Origin of the sequence: Rhizobium sp. BK289 (genome assembly GCF_014193575.1) — a bacterium.
Lineage (GTDB): Bacteria > Pseudomonadota > Alphaproteobacteria > Rhizobiales > Rhizobiaceae > Rhizobium > Rhizobium tropici_C.
In genome coordinates this window covers 1-16,974 of sequence record NZ_JACHZO010000020.1, presented here as the reverse complement: position 1 = coordinate 16,974, position 16,974 = coordinate 1, and the positions used below count along the sequence as shown (strand labels likewise).

Annotated in this window: 13 protein-coding genes, 1 tRNA gene and 1 pseudogene; 6 read left to right on the top strand and 9 right to left on the bottom strand. The window is 56.6% G+C overall.

What is annotated here, in order from left to right; translation table 11 throughout:
- Nucleotides 1-275: 275 nt before the first annotated feature.
- From FHT84_RS27985 to FHT84_RS27965, 5 genes are all read right to left on the bottom strand, one after another.
- Nucleotides 276-566, bottom strand: a complete 291-nt coding sequence (locus tag FHT84_RS27985) for a type II toxin-antitoxin system RelE/ParE family toxin (protein ID WP_112340036.1) — start codon at nucleotides 564-566, stop codon at nucleotides 276-278.
- Entirely contained in the window at nucleotides 563-811 is a 249-nt protein-coding gene (locus tag FHT84_RS27980) for a CopG family ribbon-helix-helix protein (protein ID WP_112340116.1), read from the bottom strand. The genes FHT84_RS27985 and FHT84_RS27980 overlap by 4 nt, the downstream gene beginning before the upstream one ends.
- A 293-nt stretch (nucleotides 812-1,104) precedes the next feature.
- Nucleotides 1,105-1,380, bottom strand: coding sequence for a transposase (locus FHT84_RS27975; protein ID WP_112340035.1), 276 nt, complete (start codon nucleotides 1,378-1,380; stop codon nucleotides 1,105-1,107).
- A gap of 210 nt (nucleotides 1,381-1,590) precedes the next feature.
- On the bottom strand, nucleotides 1,591-1,980 hold the full coding sequence (locus FHT84_RS27970; RefSeq protein WP_183765325.1) for a type II toxin-antitoxin system VapC family toxin: 390 nt from the start codon (nucleotides 1,978-1,980) through the stop codon (nucleotides 1,591-1,593).
- Nucleotides 1,977-2,225 (bottom strand): type II toxin-antitoxin system VapB family antitoxin, encoded by a 249-nt coding sequence (locus tag FHT84_RS27965; protein ID WP_112340033.1) that lies wholly within the window; start codon nucleotides 2,223-2,225, stop codon nucleotides 1,977-1,979. Before FHT84_RS27965 ends, FHT84_RS27970 begins: the two co-directional genes overlap by 4 nt.
- Nucleotides 2,226-2,436: 211 nt before the next feature.
- On the opposite strand from FHT84_RS27965, the pseudogene FHT84_RS27960 reads away from it, so the two are divergent.
- Nucleotides 2,437-2,703, top strand: a pseudogene (locus FHT84_RS27960) (conjugal transfer protein TraD).
- Between the two features lie 45 nt (nucleotides 2,704-2,748).
- Here FHT84_RS27960 and FHT84_RS27955 read toward each other — a convergent pair.
- Nucleotides 2,749-3,648, bottom strand: a complete 900-nt coding sequence (locus tag FHT84_RS27955) for a LysR substrate-binding domain-containing protein (protein ID WP_112340032.1) — start codon at nucleotides 3,646-3,648, stop codon at nucleotides 2,749-2,751.
- Between the two features lie 168 nt (nucleotides 3,649-3,816).
- Here FHT84_RS27955 and FHT84_RS27950 point away from each other — a divergent pair, with 168 nt between their 5' ends.
- From FHT84_RS27950 to FHT84_RS27935, 4 genes are all read left to right on the top strand, one after another.
- Nucleotides 3,817-4,362, top strand: a complete 546-nt coding sequence (locus FHT84_RS27950; protein WP_112340031.1) for a sugar ABC transporter — start codon at nucleotides 3,817-3,819, stop codon at nucleotides 4,360-4,362.
- A gap of 353 nt (nucleotides 4,363-4,715) precedes the next feature.
- Nucleotides 4,716-5,570, top strand: coding sequence for an MBL fold metallo-hydrolase (locus FHT84_RS27945; RefSeq protein WP_183765322.1), 855 nt, complete (start codon nucleotides 4,716-4,718; stop codon nucleotides 5,568-5,570).
- A gap of 889 nt (nucleotides 5,571-6,459) precedes the next feature.
- Nucleotides 6,460-7,737, top strand: a complete 1,278-nt coding sequence (locus FHT84_RS27940; protein ID WP_183765319.1) for an SIR2 family protein — start codon at nucleotides 6,460-6,462, stop codon at nucleotides 7,735-7,737.
- Nucleotides 7,734-9,443, top strand: a complete 1,710-nt coding sequence (locus FHT84_RS27935) for an ATP-binding protein (protein WP_183765316.1) — start codon at nucleotides 7,734-7,736, stop codon at nucleotides 9,441-9,443. Before FHT84_RS27940 ends, FHT84_RS27935 begins: the two co-directional genes overlap by 4 nt.
- 229 nt (nucleotides 9,444-9,672) lie before the next feature.
- Here FHT84_RS27935 and FHT84_RS27930 read toward each other — a convergent pair whose 3' ends face one another.
- Complete coding sequence (locus FHT84_RS27930) at nucleotides 9,673-9,948, bottom strand: hypothetical protein (protein ID WP_183765313.1); 276 nt, start codon at nucleotides 9,946-9,948, stop codon at nucleotides 9,673-9,675.
- Between the two features lie 66 nt (nucleotides 9,949-10,014).
- On the opposite strand from FHT84_RS27930, the gene FHT84_RS27925 reads away from it, so the two are divergent.
- Nucleotides 10,015-13,272, top strand: coding sequence for a DEAD/DEAH box helicase (locus tag FHT84_RS27925; RefSeq protein WP_183765310.1), 3,258 nt, complete (start codon nucleotides 10,015-10,017; stop codon nucleotides 13,270-13,272).
- A gap of 227 nt (nucleotides 13,273-13,499) precedes the next feature.
- Here FHT84_RS27925 and FHT84_RS27920 read toward each other — a convergent pair whose 3' ends face one another.
- Both FHT84_RS27920 and FHT84_RS27915 read right to left on the bottom strand, forming a co-directional pair.
- Complete coding sequence (locus tag FHT84_RS27920; protein WP_183765307.1) at nucleotides 13,500-16,628, bottom strand: type ISP restriction/modification enzyme; 3,129 nt, start codon at nucleotides 16,626-16,628, stop codon at nucleotides 13,500-13,502.
- Nucleotides 16,629-16,882: 254 nt separating this feature from the next.
- Nucleotides 16,883-16,959, bottom strand: a tRNA-Met gene (locus FHT84_RS27915).
- Between the last annotated feature and the right edge of the window lie 15 nt (nucleotides 16,960-16,974).

Genomic DNA, 16,974 nt, shown 5'->3' with positions numbered 1-16,974 from the left:
CGGCAACACGGGAGCGTAGCGAATGGAGCGGGCAGCCGATTGCCGGCGGCAGAAACCGGGCGCATACCCCGACCGTTCCGGCCGCGTGGCTCAGCCGGTAACGGAGAACGACAGGAAGGTGGCCGGGGCAAACACCGCAGCCTTTTGCGATCGGAAGCCGACGACAGCCGCTTGTCACATTGGACGGGAGGCAACTGACTAATCAGGGGCTATGCGATGAACAGCGGTTGTCCCGCCCCTATCCTCAGGGCGATTCCGTCAAAGTATCCGGCGCGTCAAAACGTCTGCGGCCACCGCTGATGAGCATGCATGACGGTGATAATCTCAATGTCCTGATTGACGCGGTATGGAATTATGTAGGGAATATCCGCGAGCACCACTTCACGGGTGCCCTTGATGCGGCCGGCACGTCCCGTCGCCGGAAAGTCCGCCAGTATGTCAGCAGCCGACACAATCCGCGCGACAACACGCGCAGCAGCGTCTGGATCGTCTTTCTGGATATACTCACCAATCTCATCAAGCCGCCGCAACGCTCGCAGCGTCCAGCGGATGCGTTTCCGACTCATGATTGACGGGCAGACTTGACGTACTTGCCGACAACCTTCGCCACATCATCATCGCTGGCAAATTCACCCCGGTTGGCTTCGGCCAACCCAGCCTCGATCTCGGCGAGCTGCCACTCTTGCTGTTCAACAAACGCCTCGATGGCCTCGGCCGCCATGTACGCGCGGGAGCGATCCAGCTTTTCCGCGATCTGATTAAGCTTGTCCGCGGTTTCATCCGAAACCCGCACAGTAAATGCAGCAGTCATGGCATCTAACTTTCTTTGGTTCACTATAATTATTGGTGAACCAATGTGGTTCGTCAAGGTTCTCGTGATATGGGCCTGGGGGCGATTGTCAGGAATACGCGATGCCACCCTCCAGATCGAGCGGCGGTAATACATCGTTGTCATGGGAAAATTTGGTTGTGGGGGCTCGCAACTAATCATTCCTGCGATTGTTCACGCGGGACATACCAAAGCTGGCACCATAACAATGACATTTTTGGCCCTGGCACGTCCGAGCCGCCGTGGGTAGGCATCCGGTCTGGGCCGCGCAGGAATTACTCAACAGTCTCCGCAGACACCTCCTCTTCGGGTGCCTGATCAAGCCGCCGAACCGCGCCGGACGCAAGTGCCGCGCGTCGCCAACCAAAAAGCTGAGAAGGATCCATGTCGTGGGCACGCGCAACCGCAGAGATGTTCGCGCCCGGAACGAGCGCTTGCTCCAGGATCAGAGCCTTATCCTTATCTGACCAAAACTTCGGCTTTCGCCGCTTCCGGACGGGTTCAGCCGTCAGAATCACGAACGTCCGGCCCTGATTCATATCTTCACTCATAGAATTCCCCGCATGATTCATGCGGAAAATGAGCGATATCGAGCCGCTATGCTACGTGGGGTCGCCTATACGCTTACAAATAACACCCCGTGGATCGGCAGTCATAGCTCTGAACCACGGAACAGTCCCCTGCCCTTAAACGCCTACACAAACGGATTGGAGATTGCCTGAAACGTCGCGGGTTTGATCCGGTCGCTATCAGCCACGAAGTCACGTAGCCGAACGGATATCCGTCTCGGTGAAGTCGTTGCCCTTGAACAGCAACGGTTCACCGAAATCCTTGGCGAGAGCGTAGGCAAAGCAGTCGCCGAAATTCAGCCCGGCCTTGTGCCGGCCCTTCCCGAAATCGAGGAATGCCTCGCGCGCCAGATGACCCTGTTCAACTGTTACAGGTTCGATATCGATCGCTGCACGGCGGAAGAAGGCATCGGCCTGCCTCATACCTTCCGGCCCGAGCTGTTTCTCGATCACCAGGGACAGTTCCAGATAGTTCGCCACACTGATCCGGCTGGCTGTGGAATCGTAGATCAGTCGCGTGAAGGCAGCTGCCTCCGGTTCACCGTAGAGGATCGCCACCATGGCGGATGTATCGATAATCATTTCGGCAGGCCGTCCTCGTCATAGAGGAGCTCGGCGTGATCGGCGTAAGGCCGCTTCAGGTGAACCGCGGCCCTGTCAGCGATCGCCAGAAGCTCTTCGACGGAGGCCCTACCCCTCTGTTTTTCGATTTGCGCATACCGCTCCCGCAGCGCGTCGGTCACGACACGGCTCATGCTCTGCCCGGTCGCATGGGCAATCGCCTGAGCCAGGCGATGCGCTTCGGGATCTTTCACGTTGAGGCTCATGTGGAGGTGCTCCGCTTCTACCTAATCAACCAATCTTCTACCATTCTACCCCATTGTAGCGCAACGACTAAGTCTGGAAGACAATCAAGAGCAGCATGGTTTCGGGGGAAATTACGCCGATCTCAACCGGCAAATGACGGCGACAGCGGCGGCACTCAGGCGCGACCGTCCGGCACGCAACCGGCATCGGGCGGCGAAGGCCAGAACTGACATGCGGACGTGGCAGATCGAGCGACGAAAGCGGACGCGCCATCTGATCGAACTCGGCGGGCTCGTCGTCAAATCCGGCGTTGTCGAACTGACGAACGATGATCGCGCCGTCATTCTCGGCGCGCTCATCTGAATGGCCGAAAAGCTTAACAGCGAAGACGGTGAACGGGCGCGGGAACTGTGGGCCGGAAAGCGGAAAGAGGCGTTCGAGGCGGAACGTCCAGCAGACGCGCATGAAAGGACTCAACCGAAGCAGGATCGGACGTAACCGATGGCGGGCGGAGCGGACCCCACATCGCAGCGCTGCCTGACATCAAAGCATTGGGTTTGACGATCGAGCTTCTTTGATAAGCCAGTTTGCGAACACTTGTATTGGTCCCCCACTCAATCGGATCGGCTCCGGCAGGATGAGGCAGAAGGTCTTGGAGATCGACGTGCCATCAGGCCAGGGTGCGACCAAGCGACCTTCCGCCAATTCGGCTTCGATATAGAGGCGCGGCACCAGCGCAACGCCGAGGCCGGCCAACGCGGCTTCGATTTGCATGGAGTGAAGATCGTAACGGGCACCAACCGCAGGGTTGGTTAGCTCGATACCTGTTTCCTGCGCATAGCGTTGCCAGACGTCCGCGTTCTGGCGTCGATGAAGGCGCGGCAGTTCATCGAGAGATGCCATGCCTTCGCCTTTACCGAGAAGAGCCGGATGGCAAACGGGAACCAATGTCTCTTGCAACAGGCGATGCGTTCTCATTCCCGTCCATGCGGGGTGCTCGAAATGGATCGCGGCATCGAAACCGCTTCCGGCAAGCACAAAAGGCTCCATCCGTTCGGCAAGATGCACGGTGATATTCGGGTGCACTTCGCGGAACCGCGCCAATCGTGGAATAAGCCAGCGCGTGGCAAAGGTCGGGATGGTGGCGATGTCGAGGCTCGCGCCATCGCTGGGCTGCCCCATTAGGTATTGGCTGTCTCGTTCCAGCCGGTCGAGCGTCTCGCGAACCTGAAGCGCATAACGCTCTCCATTTGGCAGAAGCCGAACGCGATTGCCGACCCGCTCGAACAGCGTGACGCCGAGGAACGCTTCCAGCCGAGCGATCTGGCGGCTGATCGCCCCTTCGGTCAGAGCCAGCTCGTCGGCAGCGCGCGCGAAGCTTCCATGACGAGCGGACGCCTCGAACGCCATGAGTGCGGAATTGCTGGGAATCTTGCGGCGCATGACGGCTCCTGACAGGATGGCTTGGCATTCGACCCCCTGCCACCTTGATATTCAATCACTGAAGCATGATTCAATATCGATATACAGGCAAGAATTGGCGATCCATCATGAGAAAATATCAACGATAGACAAGCCGGAAGCGCTGCGCTTTCGGTCGAAGGTGGCGCGATGATCTATACGGTAGAATGCAGCTTTGCTGATCCAGCCAGCGAAGCGGAATGGAACGACTTTTACAGCCTGGACAAACTGCCAGCGCTCATTTCTGTGAGCGGCTTCCATACCTCGCAGCGTTTCAAGGCGTTGAGCCCCGGCTGCCCTGTCTATCTCGCCCTTCATTCGATTGATGGCCTCGATATTCTGACGGGTGAGGAATATCGCCATAAGGGCGGCGGCAATTTCGCACGCTGGCAGCAGCACATCATCGACTGGCACCGGAACCTCTACGGCGGCGTCGAGCGCGCGCCAGCGATTGGCGATGGCGAATATCTGGCGTCAAGCGCAGCAGGCCCCGAGCCGCTGACCCGGCTGGGCCTCACCCCATATGCGATGCACGCGGTCGCTATGGAGAAGTTCCCGGAACACCGCTGGCTCGCCAAGGTGGAGCGCGGCAATGCGCCTGACATCGAACATCTTCCGGAAGGCGTCCATGTCTATGTGCCGATGACGGCGCAGTTGACGAACGACGGTAACGCCGCTGTCGGGAAGGCGCGGTAGCACCGATGCCGAATGTCACGATCTACATTCCTGCGGACAGGATGCCGCCGGACGCAGCTCTCGTAGGCCTCACGGAGCAATGCACCGAACTTTGCACCGGCATCCTTCGGGCCGCGTTGGAGAAAGTGCATATCGTCTATGTCTCTGTCCGGCACGGTCGGGGGCACCCCGCTTTCGCGGAAATCCGATATCGCCTTGAGCCATTTCGGACGCAGCCGGTCATGGCGCAGTTCATGGAGGGGCTGGACGACGCCATAAGACGCAATACCGACCTCACCGCGCGCATCCGTTGCTTTGGCTATGAAGCCTCGAGCATCCACGCACGAAATTGAGCCGACGCCTGGAGGAGAACCATGTCTAGTCTCGTATTACCCAACCATCAGATCGGTGACTTGACGATCACTGCCGTCAGTGATGGCTATCTCCATGCCAGTTTCGATTTTCTCGCGAACATCGACCCGGTTGACGCCTCGCGTATGCAGGAAAAAGCAGGGATAGCGGATCATACCTCGATCCATATCAACTGCTATCTGGTGCGCGGAGGCGGCCGCACGGTTCTGATAGACGCAGGTGCGGGCGGCCTCAAGCAATGGGGCGGCGGATTGAAGACCACTTTGCTGCTCGCGGGCATTCAGCCCTCGGAGATCGACGCGATCCTGTTGACGCACGCCCATCCCGATCATGTTGGAGGGCTGATGGACGCTTCAGGGGAAGCCGTCTTTCCGAATGCCGAACTTGTCGTCCACCGTCGGGAAGCCGCGTTCTGGCAGGACGACAGCAATCTGAACCGTGCGCCCGAACGCGCCCGTGGCAACTTCCTCGTGGCCCGTCAGGCATTCGACGGCTATCGCGAGCGGCTGCGCACCTTCGATGCCGGTGAGGTCCTTCTCGGCATGTCGGCGGTTCCGCTTCCGGGCCATACCGCGGGGCACACCGGATATCGCCTCGAATCCGGCGGTCAAAATCTGCTGGTTTGGGGAGATATTGTCCATTTCCCCGAGATTCAGATTCCGCGGCCCGACGTGTCGATTGCGTTCGATCAGGATGCACATCTCGCCGCCGAGACACGAACGAGGCTGCTGGACCTTGCCAGTTCGGAACACCTACTAATTGCGGGGATGCACCTTGGCGAACTCGGTTTCGCTCAAGTCGAGCGAAGGAGCGCAACCTACAGTATCGCTTATGAGGAATATCGATCTCTTGCCTGAGGCCGAATTGTTGGCTCAGGGTAACGTCAAAGACCGTACCACCAGTGGCGCGCTGCGCAGGTTCAATCCGATCCGATTTGGAAACCGGGCGCAGAATTTGCGCCTAGGGCGACGGAATGCGTAGGCGGCGAAGTAAGGCACTGGGCGAAGAACGGGTAATTACTATTGCTGGCGGCCGCATCCCGATGGTCGCCCTGATTCAGACGCTCGCTGTTGCAGGTCACGTTCGAATTCGATTCTGACGGTTTTCTAGCGGGGAACCCCGCTGAGCTTGAAAGAGATATCGAGGCAGCCTATCGCGACCTGTTCGCAGGAATTTGGCAAATCAATCATGATTGCCACGAACTCCCTTTTTCCGCCGATATTCGCAACCGTGACGGAGAGGCGGTAATAATTGCTACCCTCTTTATGAGAGCACTTGGGCACTATCAATCGACGGTTATTTTGCTTGGCAAAGGTCTGATCGCCACCGCAAGAGTTACGCTCAGAGAGCGCTCGTTGAAGCTACTTTCAAGATACGTGCCATTGCCATCAACCCCGATACGTTCAAGATCTTCATCATCGAGGACCCTGTGTATCGCCAAAAGCTGATCAACAAGGCACGAAACAGAACCGTCACTTTGATCACTGTCGGCGTTTGATAGTTCGCTTTGCAGTTTGGCTGAGGATCAGACGCCTCCACTATTTCTGACAGGGATCGTCCCCCGTATGGTCCGAAACGCATCGGCGGGTTCGCTGCCCGGGTGTGTAGAACCCGGCCGGCCTTGGCCGATCAGACTATTGACGCGTATAGTGTTAGAAGGGGACTATTCTACGGCGAGAATAGTAATTGTTTCCACGACAGAGCTGTTATATTTTTCTATTAAAACGTGTACTGAGTCGGGTAGAGATGGGATACTGGGATACTATACCGGCCAAGGCCGGCAATATTCGACATTACACCAGAGCAGCGGGCTGGATCGCCTACGACGATGTTGTGGACGAGGACGGGCGCGTTACCGCATCCGGTTCACATCATGCCGTAGAATTAGCTCTCAGCGTTGCGCTGAACGCCTCAAACCTCGCTGTTCTCAGCGGAGCAGGTTCGTCATTTTGTGCAAAAAACAGCGAGGATGGCTCACTCCAGGCGCCGGGAATGAGCGATCTATGGGACGCAGTGGTTGCCGATGTGACCCAACCAATATTCGACTCTGTTATCGCCCTCATTCCGAAGGCAACCGTAATTGGAAAGAACATCGAGAAGCTGCTAACGCAGAGTAAGATCTATGTTGAGCTCTTTGACGATGCCAATGCGGTCAAAGTCGAAGAATTCATCACCGCCGCTGAAAAGGCCATCGCAAAACGGGTGGATTTCGTCAAGGAGAGCACTGATTTCAGCGCCCACGCCGCGTTAATTCGCAAAATCGCAAGACGTGGAATAAGAAAGCCGCGCGCGAAGATTTTTACAACGAATTATGATCTTTGCTTTGAGTACGCCGCCCAAACCCAGCGTTTCACCGCGATTGACGGATTTTCGCATTCAATCCCGCAAGTCTACGATTCCGGGCACTTTGCTCATGATATCGTAAGGAGGGAGGCAGCGCATGACGGCCCGAACTACATCGAAAACGTTTTCCAGCTCTACAAGCTTCATGGGTCACTTGATTGGCGGCGCAAGGAAGCGGAAATTGTCCGTTCCCGAGACAACGCGCTCGGAACGCCGCTCCTGATCTATCCGCGTGATAGCAAGTACCAGCAGGCTTTTGAGCCCCCCTACCTCGACATGATGGGGGCATTTCAAACAGCTATCCGCGAGCCAGACACAACTCTGATCATTTCGGGTTTTGGCTTTAACGACGATCACATTGTCAGGCCGATTTTCGCGGCGATCGAAGCCAACATGACGTTGCGAGTTGTTGTATGCGACGTGGCATTTCTTGCCGAGGCCGCACTTGATGGCGCCGCCCATATTCTGCCTCGCGACCATTTTATGCAAAACTACGCGAACGAAAGCTTCAAAAAGCTCAAACGCCTGGTCGACATCGGTGATGAGCGTATCACGATCCTAAACGGCAGGTTCCAGGATCTTGCGCTGGCTATACCCGACCTTGTTGCGCAGACGGAACGTGAACGTCATGCCGAGCGCATTAAGGTTCTGCATGAACCGTTGACGGATATCTTCCAATGACAAAGCGGAGCCTTGTCGATCCGGATCGTTATATCGGAACGGCGACCGTTATCGGTGCCTCTACGATACAGGTCAACCTGCCAAAGGCAACAGCGCGCGCCGAGAAGCGCGCACTCGCAAAAGGCGCTGTCGGCGACTTTATTTTCATCGACTGTGAAACAGTAAAGCTTCTCGGACGGATCATAGAAGTGAAGGTGCCGGACGCCGAGCGCTTGTTTGTGGAGCCTGCGCTCGGCTCGCCACCAGAGCCTCATCCAATCGGTCGAGTACAGTTGCTGGCCTCGGTAGACCAGAAACAGGAAAAGCTCCTCCGGGGTCTCCGGGCCTATCCTCGCGTTGGCGATGCAGTCTATCGGGCCGACCCCGCCATGTTCGGCGAGCTTATGGCGAATTCGCTTTCAATGCAGGGCGACAATCTTCTCGATCTCGGCTTCTTGGATGCGGGATCGGGCATTAGGCTCAAACTGCCACCGGAAAAGCTGTTTGGCCGCCACTGCGGTGTTTTTGGCGCAACGGGGGGCGGAAAGAGTTGGACGCTGGCAGCACTCTTAAACCAGATCAAGACCGCCGGCGGTAAATGTATCCTCTTTGATCCAACCGGAGAGTTTGCGGACGTTTCGGCAGTCTCGAAACACTATGCTTTCGACACCGCCGAAGCTGGCGCGACGCAGGTGCATTTTCCGTTTTCGCAGATGACGGAGGACGACCTCTTCGCGTTGTTCAGACCGGCGGGTCAGACGCAAGGCCCCAAACTTCGCGAAGCTATACGGAGCCTCAAACTAGTTCGGGCGGCGAATGGCACTGCTCCGGCAGAAGTTGTATTTTTCGAAAACAGGCTGGTTACCAAGCGCAATCGCCCCCGCGCGCCGTTCTTCCAGGCGCTTGGGCTGCATCGCGCCGCGATTCAGTCGCCGTTCTGCAATTTCAATATCGAAAACCTGGCCGATCAGCTCCATGCGGAATGCGTCTATGCCTCGGACAGGGATGTTCAGACGAATTGGGGAAGGATAGACGATCAAGCGGTAGGCTATTGCGAAGGTTTGATCGCACGCATCCGCATGCTAATACATTCCTCTGAATTGGCATGCCTCTTCGGCACTGCCGGGCAATCTCTTGCAAACGCCCTCGATCAGTTTTTCAACAATGAGACCGATGACATCATCCGAATATCGTTCAAGAATGTGCGCTTCGAGCATAACACCCGAGAGATTTTGCTAAACGTCATCGGTCGGTTTCTTCTGAGCAGGGCTCGTGAAAATACCTTCCGAGACAAACCTATGATCACGTTATTGGATGAGGCGCATCAGTTTCTTGGTCGGACAGTCGGCGACGAATACGGCAATGTGAGGCTGGAAGCTTTTGGCCTTATCGCCAAAGAGGGCCGCAAATATGGTCTGACAACGATCATGGCGACCCAGCGTCCTCGCGACATTCCCGCCGATGTTATTAGCCAGCTCGGCACGTTGATTGTGCATCGCCTGACAAATGACGAGGATCGCCACGCTGTGGAACGCGCTTGCGGCGACCTCGATCGGGAAGCGGCCCTTTTCATACCTACGCTTGCGCCGGGCGAGGCCATTGTTGTCGGCCCCGATTTACCCGCTCCGGTTCCCGTCCTCATTCATGAGCCACCGGCGCCACCGAATTCAAAAGGGCCGAACTACGCCAGGTACTGGGCAGCAAGGAAGAAACCCACTGAAGTGTAAGCCAGACCGGGGCACATTGCTGGACGCATTTCCAAGAGCCAAGCAGGGTCTTGAGAATGTTCGCAATGGAGGAGATCGTTGGGGAAACCTTTTTTGAAGACGGTCCCGGAAGCGTCTGATTTGGTGGCAAGACGTTCCGGCAGACTATCGATCTTGTTCAGGTCGATTAAGCGCCGCAGAGCTTTGCCGGGTCGCCTAGGATCGGACCGAGTATTCAATGCAGCCGATGTCACTCATGCGGCAGCACTTCTGTCACGACATTTAATTGATCTTTTACAGCTTGTAGTGGCAGACTGCTCCAGAGCAAGAACTTCGAAGAATGCGTGGCATGGCAAAAAGACCGTTGATACAAAAAGGCGTGGCGGAACTTGAAAAGTTGTTCGATCAACAGCGGGGCGATCCGCAATTTCTTGGCGATCTGATCGAGGAGCTGTCCGAGCAAAAAACCCGACGGGCGCAGGAACTGCGGCAACGTGCCATGCAGGCGAAAGGCACAACGGATCAATCACCGGCAGCACCTGTGGAGAACCACAAAACAGCTCCGCACCGCTCGCCGGACATCGCTAGCGCCATGTCTGATAGACCTGCAACCGCACCTCCCAGACAGATGCCAATCCCGAAAGATCCCGCGCCGGTAGCGACCCGCGCGCCGCTTGAGCGGCCCCCTGTCAGCAATGACGCCGGAAACGTCCTGTCGGCATGGACCGCAATGGAAGTTTTGTCTCCTCCATCTTTTGGCAAGCCCGAGGATTTGGCGGGCAAGGACCGCTACCGCATCGCCGCGATCGACAACGAAGTTCTCCCCTGGGAGAACGGTGGTGAGAAAAGCCGCCCCAACCAGAAACTGTATTATCAGGTCATTCTCGGCAGCATCGATATGGAAGCATCGGTGTCTGCCTTATTGGCCGTTTACACCGACAGCCGCGCCGAGCGTCCGCAAGCGCGCGGCGCGGCAGTCCTCGCCACGATCATGGTGGACCGCGATGGCCGCCCCGTGGAGGACGAGGCTGTTTCCATTTCCAGCTTCGGTTGGGGAATTCCGGTGGCACTGAGCGGCAGGCTGCGCGATCTCGGGCAATGGTCACAGGCGGAAAAGAAGCTCTTAGAAGACCTGACAGCAAGGGTCACCGTCGAGGACAAGGACGGCAACCGGCTGCCACTCACGCGGAAAACTATTCAGAACGCCTATGATTGGCTTGTCAAAACAATCGGTCTCTCGGCCGAATTTGCCAAGCCGCCGACTTTCGCTGTGCGGTCGTACCAGTATTTCAAGCTGCAAGACCCGCCGGAATCGATCCTGCTCAATTCGTTCTTTCTTGACGATCTGGCAACAGCCCGCTCGCTCGTCACTTCCGGTAAGGCGACACCAAACCTCAAGCGCTATCTGGGCGTCCTCAAACCGCGTAGCCGCCGCAACCTGATGAGGGATAACGCCGCGCTTGCCGATGCGTTGGAACCTCAGAAATTTCCAGTGGGGTCGTGGCCGGGCGACGGGCGACATCCGCTGGCACTTCTCCAGCAATGCGCGGTCAATCTCGCCCTTCACGATCTGAAGACGGATGGCATACTGGCGGTGAACGGCCCGCCCGGCACCGGTAAAACAACGCTTCTTCGCGATGTCATCGCGGCCCTTGTTACGAAGCGGGCGGAAGTCCTGTGCACCTACGACGAGCCCGAAAGCGCCTTTATCCATTCGGGTCAGAAGCTGAAGAAGGGAAACGCCTTCGTTCACCTCTACCGATTGGACAACAAGATCAGGGGCTACGAGATGATCGTCGCCTCCTCCAACAACAAAGCGGTGGAGAATGTCAGCGCCGAACTGCCCGCCATGCAGGCGATAGCGGCGGACGCCGGCAGCCTGCGGTATTTCAAGACGGTATCGGATGCGCTTTTACAGCGCGACATTTGGGGTGCCATCGCGGCGGTTCTTGGCAATGGCAAAAACAGAAGCGATTTCCGGCAAACCTTTTGGTGGGACGAGGATGTCGGTCTCCAGAGGTATTTGCAGCAGGCAAGCGGCAATCCGCAGTTCATCACCGAGAAGACGGAAACTGGGACGAAGCAAAGGCCGCCGCACATTGTGGTCAAGGAAAATGCGCCGGAGGATCATGACGAGGCGCTGCGGCGCTGGAAGAAAGCCCGCCAACATTTCCGCAAGGTTGCGGCATCCGCCAAATCCGCATTGACCGAATTGCAGAAGGCCCATGATCTCTTGCGCTCCATCCGGCAGAAGCAAGAAACGGTTGACGGCCTCGCTATCGAAGTCGAGGCCATGGCTCCGGTGTTGGCGCAATTGCTGGAGCCTGCCCGGAGCGCGGTATCCGCATTCGAGAAACAAAAGGGAACCGTGGAAGCGCTGGAACGGGACCGCGACGCTTCCTTGAAGCTCCGTCCGGGGTTTTTCAGCCGCCTTTTCGGCACGCAGACCTATCGGTCATGGCATGCGGCGCACGACACCATCTCCAAACGCTTCGCGTCCGAACGGGCGACCCTTTCTCGCCTGGCGGCTGACTCTGACGGGAAAAAGTCGGAGCATGCGCGGGCCAATGGCGAGCTTCAAAAGATGCAAGCCTCGATCACCGGATTGACCGAGGCGCTGAACCGCGAACGGAGCGCGTGCGAAGAGCTTGCCCGCCGATATCCCGGCACATTCATCTCGGATGATTTCTTTGACCTGCGGCATCAGGAAAAGCAGAGGAGCGCGCCTTGGCTTGACGCAAACGCAGCCCGCCTACGAAACGATGTCTTCGAAGCGGCAATGGCCCTGCACAAGGCCTTCGTGGATGCAGCGGCCAAACCGATCCGGCATAATCTCAACGTGCTGCTGGACGGCTTCGGCACGCGCTCGTTGGGAAGTCCCGAGAAAGACGCGCTGATTCCCGACATGTGGTCCACCTTGTTCCTGTTGGTGCCGGTGGTGTCCACGACGTTTGCCTCGGTCTCGCGGATGTTCACGAAAATCGGGCCGGAAGCCTTTGGATGGCTGCTCGTGGACGAAGCGGGCCAGGCTTTGCCGCAGGCGGCTATCGGCGCGTTGATGCGGACGCAACGGGCGATGGTCGTGGGCGATCCTATCCAGATCGAGCCGGTTGTCGTCCTGCCCGACCAGTTGACCGAAGCCATGTGTCATCAATTCGGGATCGATCCGCTGATCTACAATGCGCCCGGAGCCTCGGCACAAACATTGGCCGACAGTGCCACCGAATATTACGGAACATTCAAGACAAAGTTCGGAACGCGCGAAGTCGGTGTTCCGCTGCTTGTCCATCGCCGCTGTGCCGAGCCGATGTTCGGCATCTCGAATTCCATTGCCTACGAGAACCTGATGGTCCAGGCGAAGGTCGCAAAACCCTCCGCCATCCGGGATGTTCTCGGCCCGTCCAAATGGATCGATGTCCAAGGACGCGGGCAGGAAAAATGGTGCCCGCAAGAAGGCACTACGCTACTGGCACTGTTGCGTCAGCTTCGGGACAACGGGTGCGTTCCCGACTTCTATGTGGTGACGCCGTTCGTCGTGGTGCAGGACCGCATGCGGGAAGCGTTGCGGACGAGCGGCCTGCTCGATGGCTGGGTCGAGAACCCCTATCAGTGGGTTCGTGACCGTGTGGGAACGGTTCACACCGTTCAGGGCCGTGAAGCCGAAGCCGTCTTTTTCATCCTGGGCGCTCCCGATGCTCAGCAGCGCGGCGCGCGCGGCTGGGCCGGCGGCCGCCCCAATTTGCTGAACGTCGCGGCGACGAGAGCCAAGGAGGCGCTTTACGTCGTCGGCAATCGGGGCCTCTGGAAAACCGCGGGCGTGTTTCAATCGCTCGACGATTTCCTCGACTGAGACCGTTCATGGGATGCCGCAGCCGAAACGGCGGTCGTGGTCGAGGGGCGCGAAAGCCCATCGCTTGGTTCCAAGGGCAGGAACGCTCTTGGTCGAATGGGCGGTTACGGGTTTGTCTTTAGAATCAGTAGCTTGACCTAAAGTATATCTGAAACCGCCGGACTTTGCCCGTAGACATAGAGCGATTTATACAATAATTTCAGAAGCTTACCGTTTTTGGATGGGCACTAGCTAGCATCGAAGCCGCCGTAGGCCTCTTCAATCTTTTCATAGAGCCGGAGGGTCTGATAGAGCGTTCCGATGACGAGCTGGTAGTGGGAGATGTCATCGAAAGACAAAGACACGTTCATACGATCCTTAAGCCATTTATCGGCCGGTTTGTATCCACCGATCTTCAACTCCCATACTGCGCTCGGAATCGCGTCGAAAAACTGCGTCGCATTTATCCAGACCTTGCCGTCCTTGTACCGCACCTGTCGAACCTTGTCGTCACCATCTACGGGGTAGGAGGCCATGTCCCCTGCAGGCTTGCATGAAGCGTGCTTAAGTTGGTGGCAGAGCCGAAGCTCGTGGCCAAGTTCGGCCATCCTGTCAAAAAACTCGGGACTGGACGGATATGGCACTCGCGGGAAGCTGGACTTCAGAAACTCTCGATAAGCGTCCTGATAACTTGTCGCATGCAGAACCCCATATATGTAATCGAAAACTCTTTCGGGCTCCTGCGCGCCTTTGCCCCCTGCCTTCCTGATTCTCGCCCAGACCTTGGGATCGAAATTCGGCTCGTGCGTTTGCAGGAGTCCTTTCTTTTCAATCGTATATAGCGGAAAGAGCGTGTTTATGTTGTAAGCGTCAAAGGCCTTGTGCGCGGTCAATTCCGTCGTCACGAAGACGCCAAATGAACCGTGAGATTGCTTGGGCGCGATCAGGGCGATGTTGTCGCGGCCAATCATCTGGATCATTGTGCGGCCGTTTGGACGCGCCAACACGCCTCCCGATTTATCGGTATAATAAATCGACCGCACGTCAAATGGTCGGTAGAGAATGGGCTTGATGTAGGATTTCGAAGGGCCGGTATTCTTCAGGTCTTCGAGCGCCCACTCAACCCGCCAGCTCTCGACATCCTTACGAAGATCGAACTCCTCCCGCGCCTCCTCGACTTTCATCTTCGACGCGCGTGTCAACCGCTTCAAAAGGTCGCTGTCGTCAATGTCGATCACGAATTCATCGCGAGCGGTGACAATGCCTGCACCGCTCGCCTTAAATAACTCATCGAGGCGGAAGCCCTTTTTCCAATCTTCCTCGCCAAGGGTGCTGCGGGGGACAAAGTAGTAGAAAGGCTCCTTCGGCGTGATCGGAGTCCATCTGATGTCCTTGAGACGCTTCTCGGCCAAGAATTTATATTTGGACTCTCTGCTGCCCCAAAGCTCGGCATGGCTGACCTTCGCCAGCTCCTTCGACTTCCCCGCGCGCTTGAACGCAACGATGATGCTCACACCCTGCTGGATATCGAAAACGTTGATGTCCACCCCGCCTGAAGGGTTTTTTTCCAGCTTATTGGAATTTCCATGCAGATCGAGGATGTAGATATGCGAAAAAGTCCTTAAAAGGTGCCATCGCATGCCCCGGAACGTCGGATTATCGATGTAGCCGTGGTTCGTAATGTATCCGAGAATACCTTCCCCGTTCTTCTCTACAAAGTACTCTCCAAGGCGAATGAATTTGACATAATCGTCATTCAGCCAGTGCTTTTTCTCTCCGAAGTGAACGCCATTGACGTACTTGTAATCTTCAATGCTAACGATCAATTCACCCTTGTTGCTGGAAATGCCCCGATATGGAGGATTCCCCATAGCCACCATGATGGGCGTGTTCTTTTTGATATAGCTGGCTTCATTGCTTTCGCGGCTGAACCATTCGATCAGCGGCAGCTTATCTACTTCTTCATCCGCCTTCTGCAAGCTGTTAGTGAGATAGACATTCAGGCGCGGCGGGGTCGAACCCTTCGGCTTATAACCGGTCTCTTCCAGCAAGATTTCAAGCTTCATATGGCACATGGCATAGCTCGCCATGAGCAGTTCGAATCCGTGGAGGCGTGGGATGAGGTGCTGCTCGACGTAGCTGCTCCACATGCCTTGCTGCTTTTTAAATCTCTCGTAGATTTTCACGACTGCCTCCGCAAGGAAGGTTCCCGTGCCGGTGGCGACATCGAGAAGCTGGACCTTGTGGACCTCTTTATCCACTTTCACCGTCGTCTTCTTGGTGGCCTTGCCCTTGAGCGTGGCGTTCTGGGCGTCCACCTTAATGGTTACGGTGCTGGTATCCGAGAGGCCCTGAGCCAAGTGGAATTCATCGATCAGAACATCATCAACGGCGCGGACGATGAACTGCACGACCGATTCCGGCGTGTACCACACGCCCCGCGCTTCCTTCTTTTCAGGATTGTATGCCCCTAGGAATGTCTCATAGAAATGTAGGAAGGGGTCGCTTCTACCCGTTCCCCGATTGAACGTCGGCAGCATCGCTTTGACATCGGTTGCTCGAAACACATCGCATAGCTCGTCCACAATCCATTCGGCTCGTTCGTCAAGCTTCGTGCCGACATAGGTGAACAGCTCGCGTAGGAACGGGTTGCTGCGAGGGATGAGCTTGTAAGCCTCTTCGCGGGAGAATGTCTCCGGCGTGTGATCGTGCAGACGGGCGGTAAACAGACCATAGGCAAGCGTCTCCGCATAAATGTCGGAGAACTCTTCGCTCGTGACTTGATGCAAGAGTACCTGCTTGAACGCTTCATATTGATCATGCAGGCTGGAGTCCTTTTCGCTGGCGAGGATGTTACTGAACACGTCTTTGACCAGAACCGCCTTTTTGGCCATCATTCCAGCGAGGACCTTGGCGCTTTTGATCGTCTGGGTTTTGTAGTCGGCGAAAGCTTCGTAGTAGCTAACCAGCCGCTCAAAATTGTCGGGAATTGCGATCACTTTGCCTTTGGTGACCTTGGCAATCTGTATCGTCGCTATCTTTTCGCCAGAGCGGTAGAACCGGAACTCCAGATAATCGGTGAGGATGAGGTTGTCCAAGCTATGGAGATAGCGGGCCATCTGCTCGCTTTCCTCAGCCTTGTCCAGCGAGACGCCGATATCCTTCGCTTCGATGTAGCCGACTGGCACGTCTTTTTTCTGAAGGATATAATCAGGGGCTCCGCAGGCTTGGCGCTTGGGTTCGTTGGTGAGATCAAAAACGTCTTCCAACAGCTCATCGGACAGCTTTACAAGGGATTCCCGATAAGTGTGTTCAGTTGCGTTACCCTTTTCATACTTTCGCGCAACGTCGCGCACGTAATCGGCTAGCGCCTTCATGTCCCCACCCTAAGAAGAAAAGCAGAATCACGGATTCCGGAAGAGATGTCGATACAATACGAAGGGAAAATAGCGTGCAAGACGAAATATTTAGTATCGGGAGTTGGCTAGGGTGCGGCTCATGACCCGGCGCAGCGGCACGTAGGGGTGGCGAAAAACTTCTGAACGAAAGCGTCTCTGGTTTAGGCAAACGGAGGCAGAGAAGACAAAACCGCCCCTGTCAGACAGAGGCGGTTATTGAATTATGTCTGAATTGGTTGCGGGGGCAGGATTTGAACCTGCGGCCTTCAGGTTATGAGCCTGACGAGCTACCGGGCTGCTCCACCCCGCGTCACCAGCGTAAACC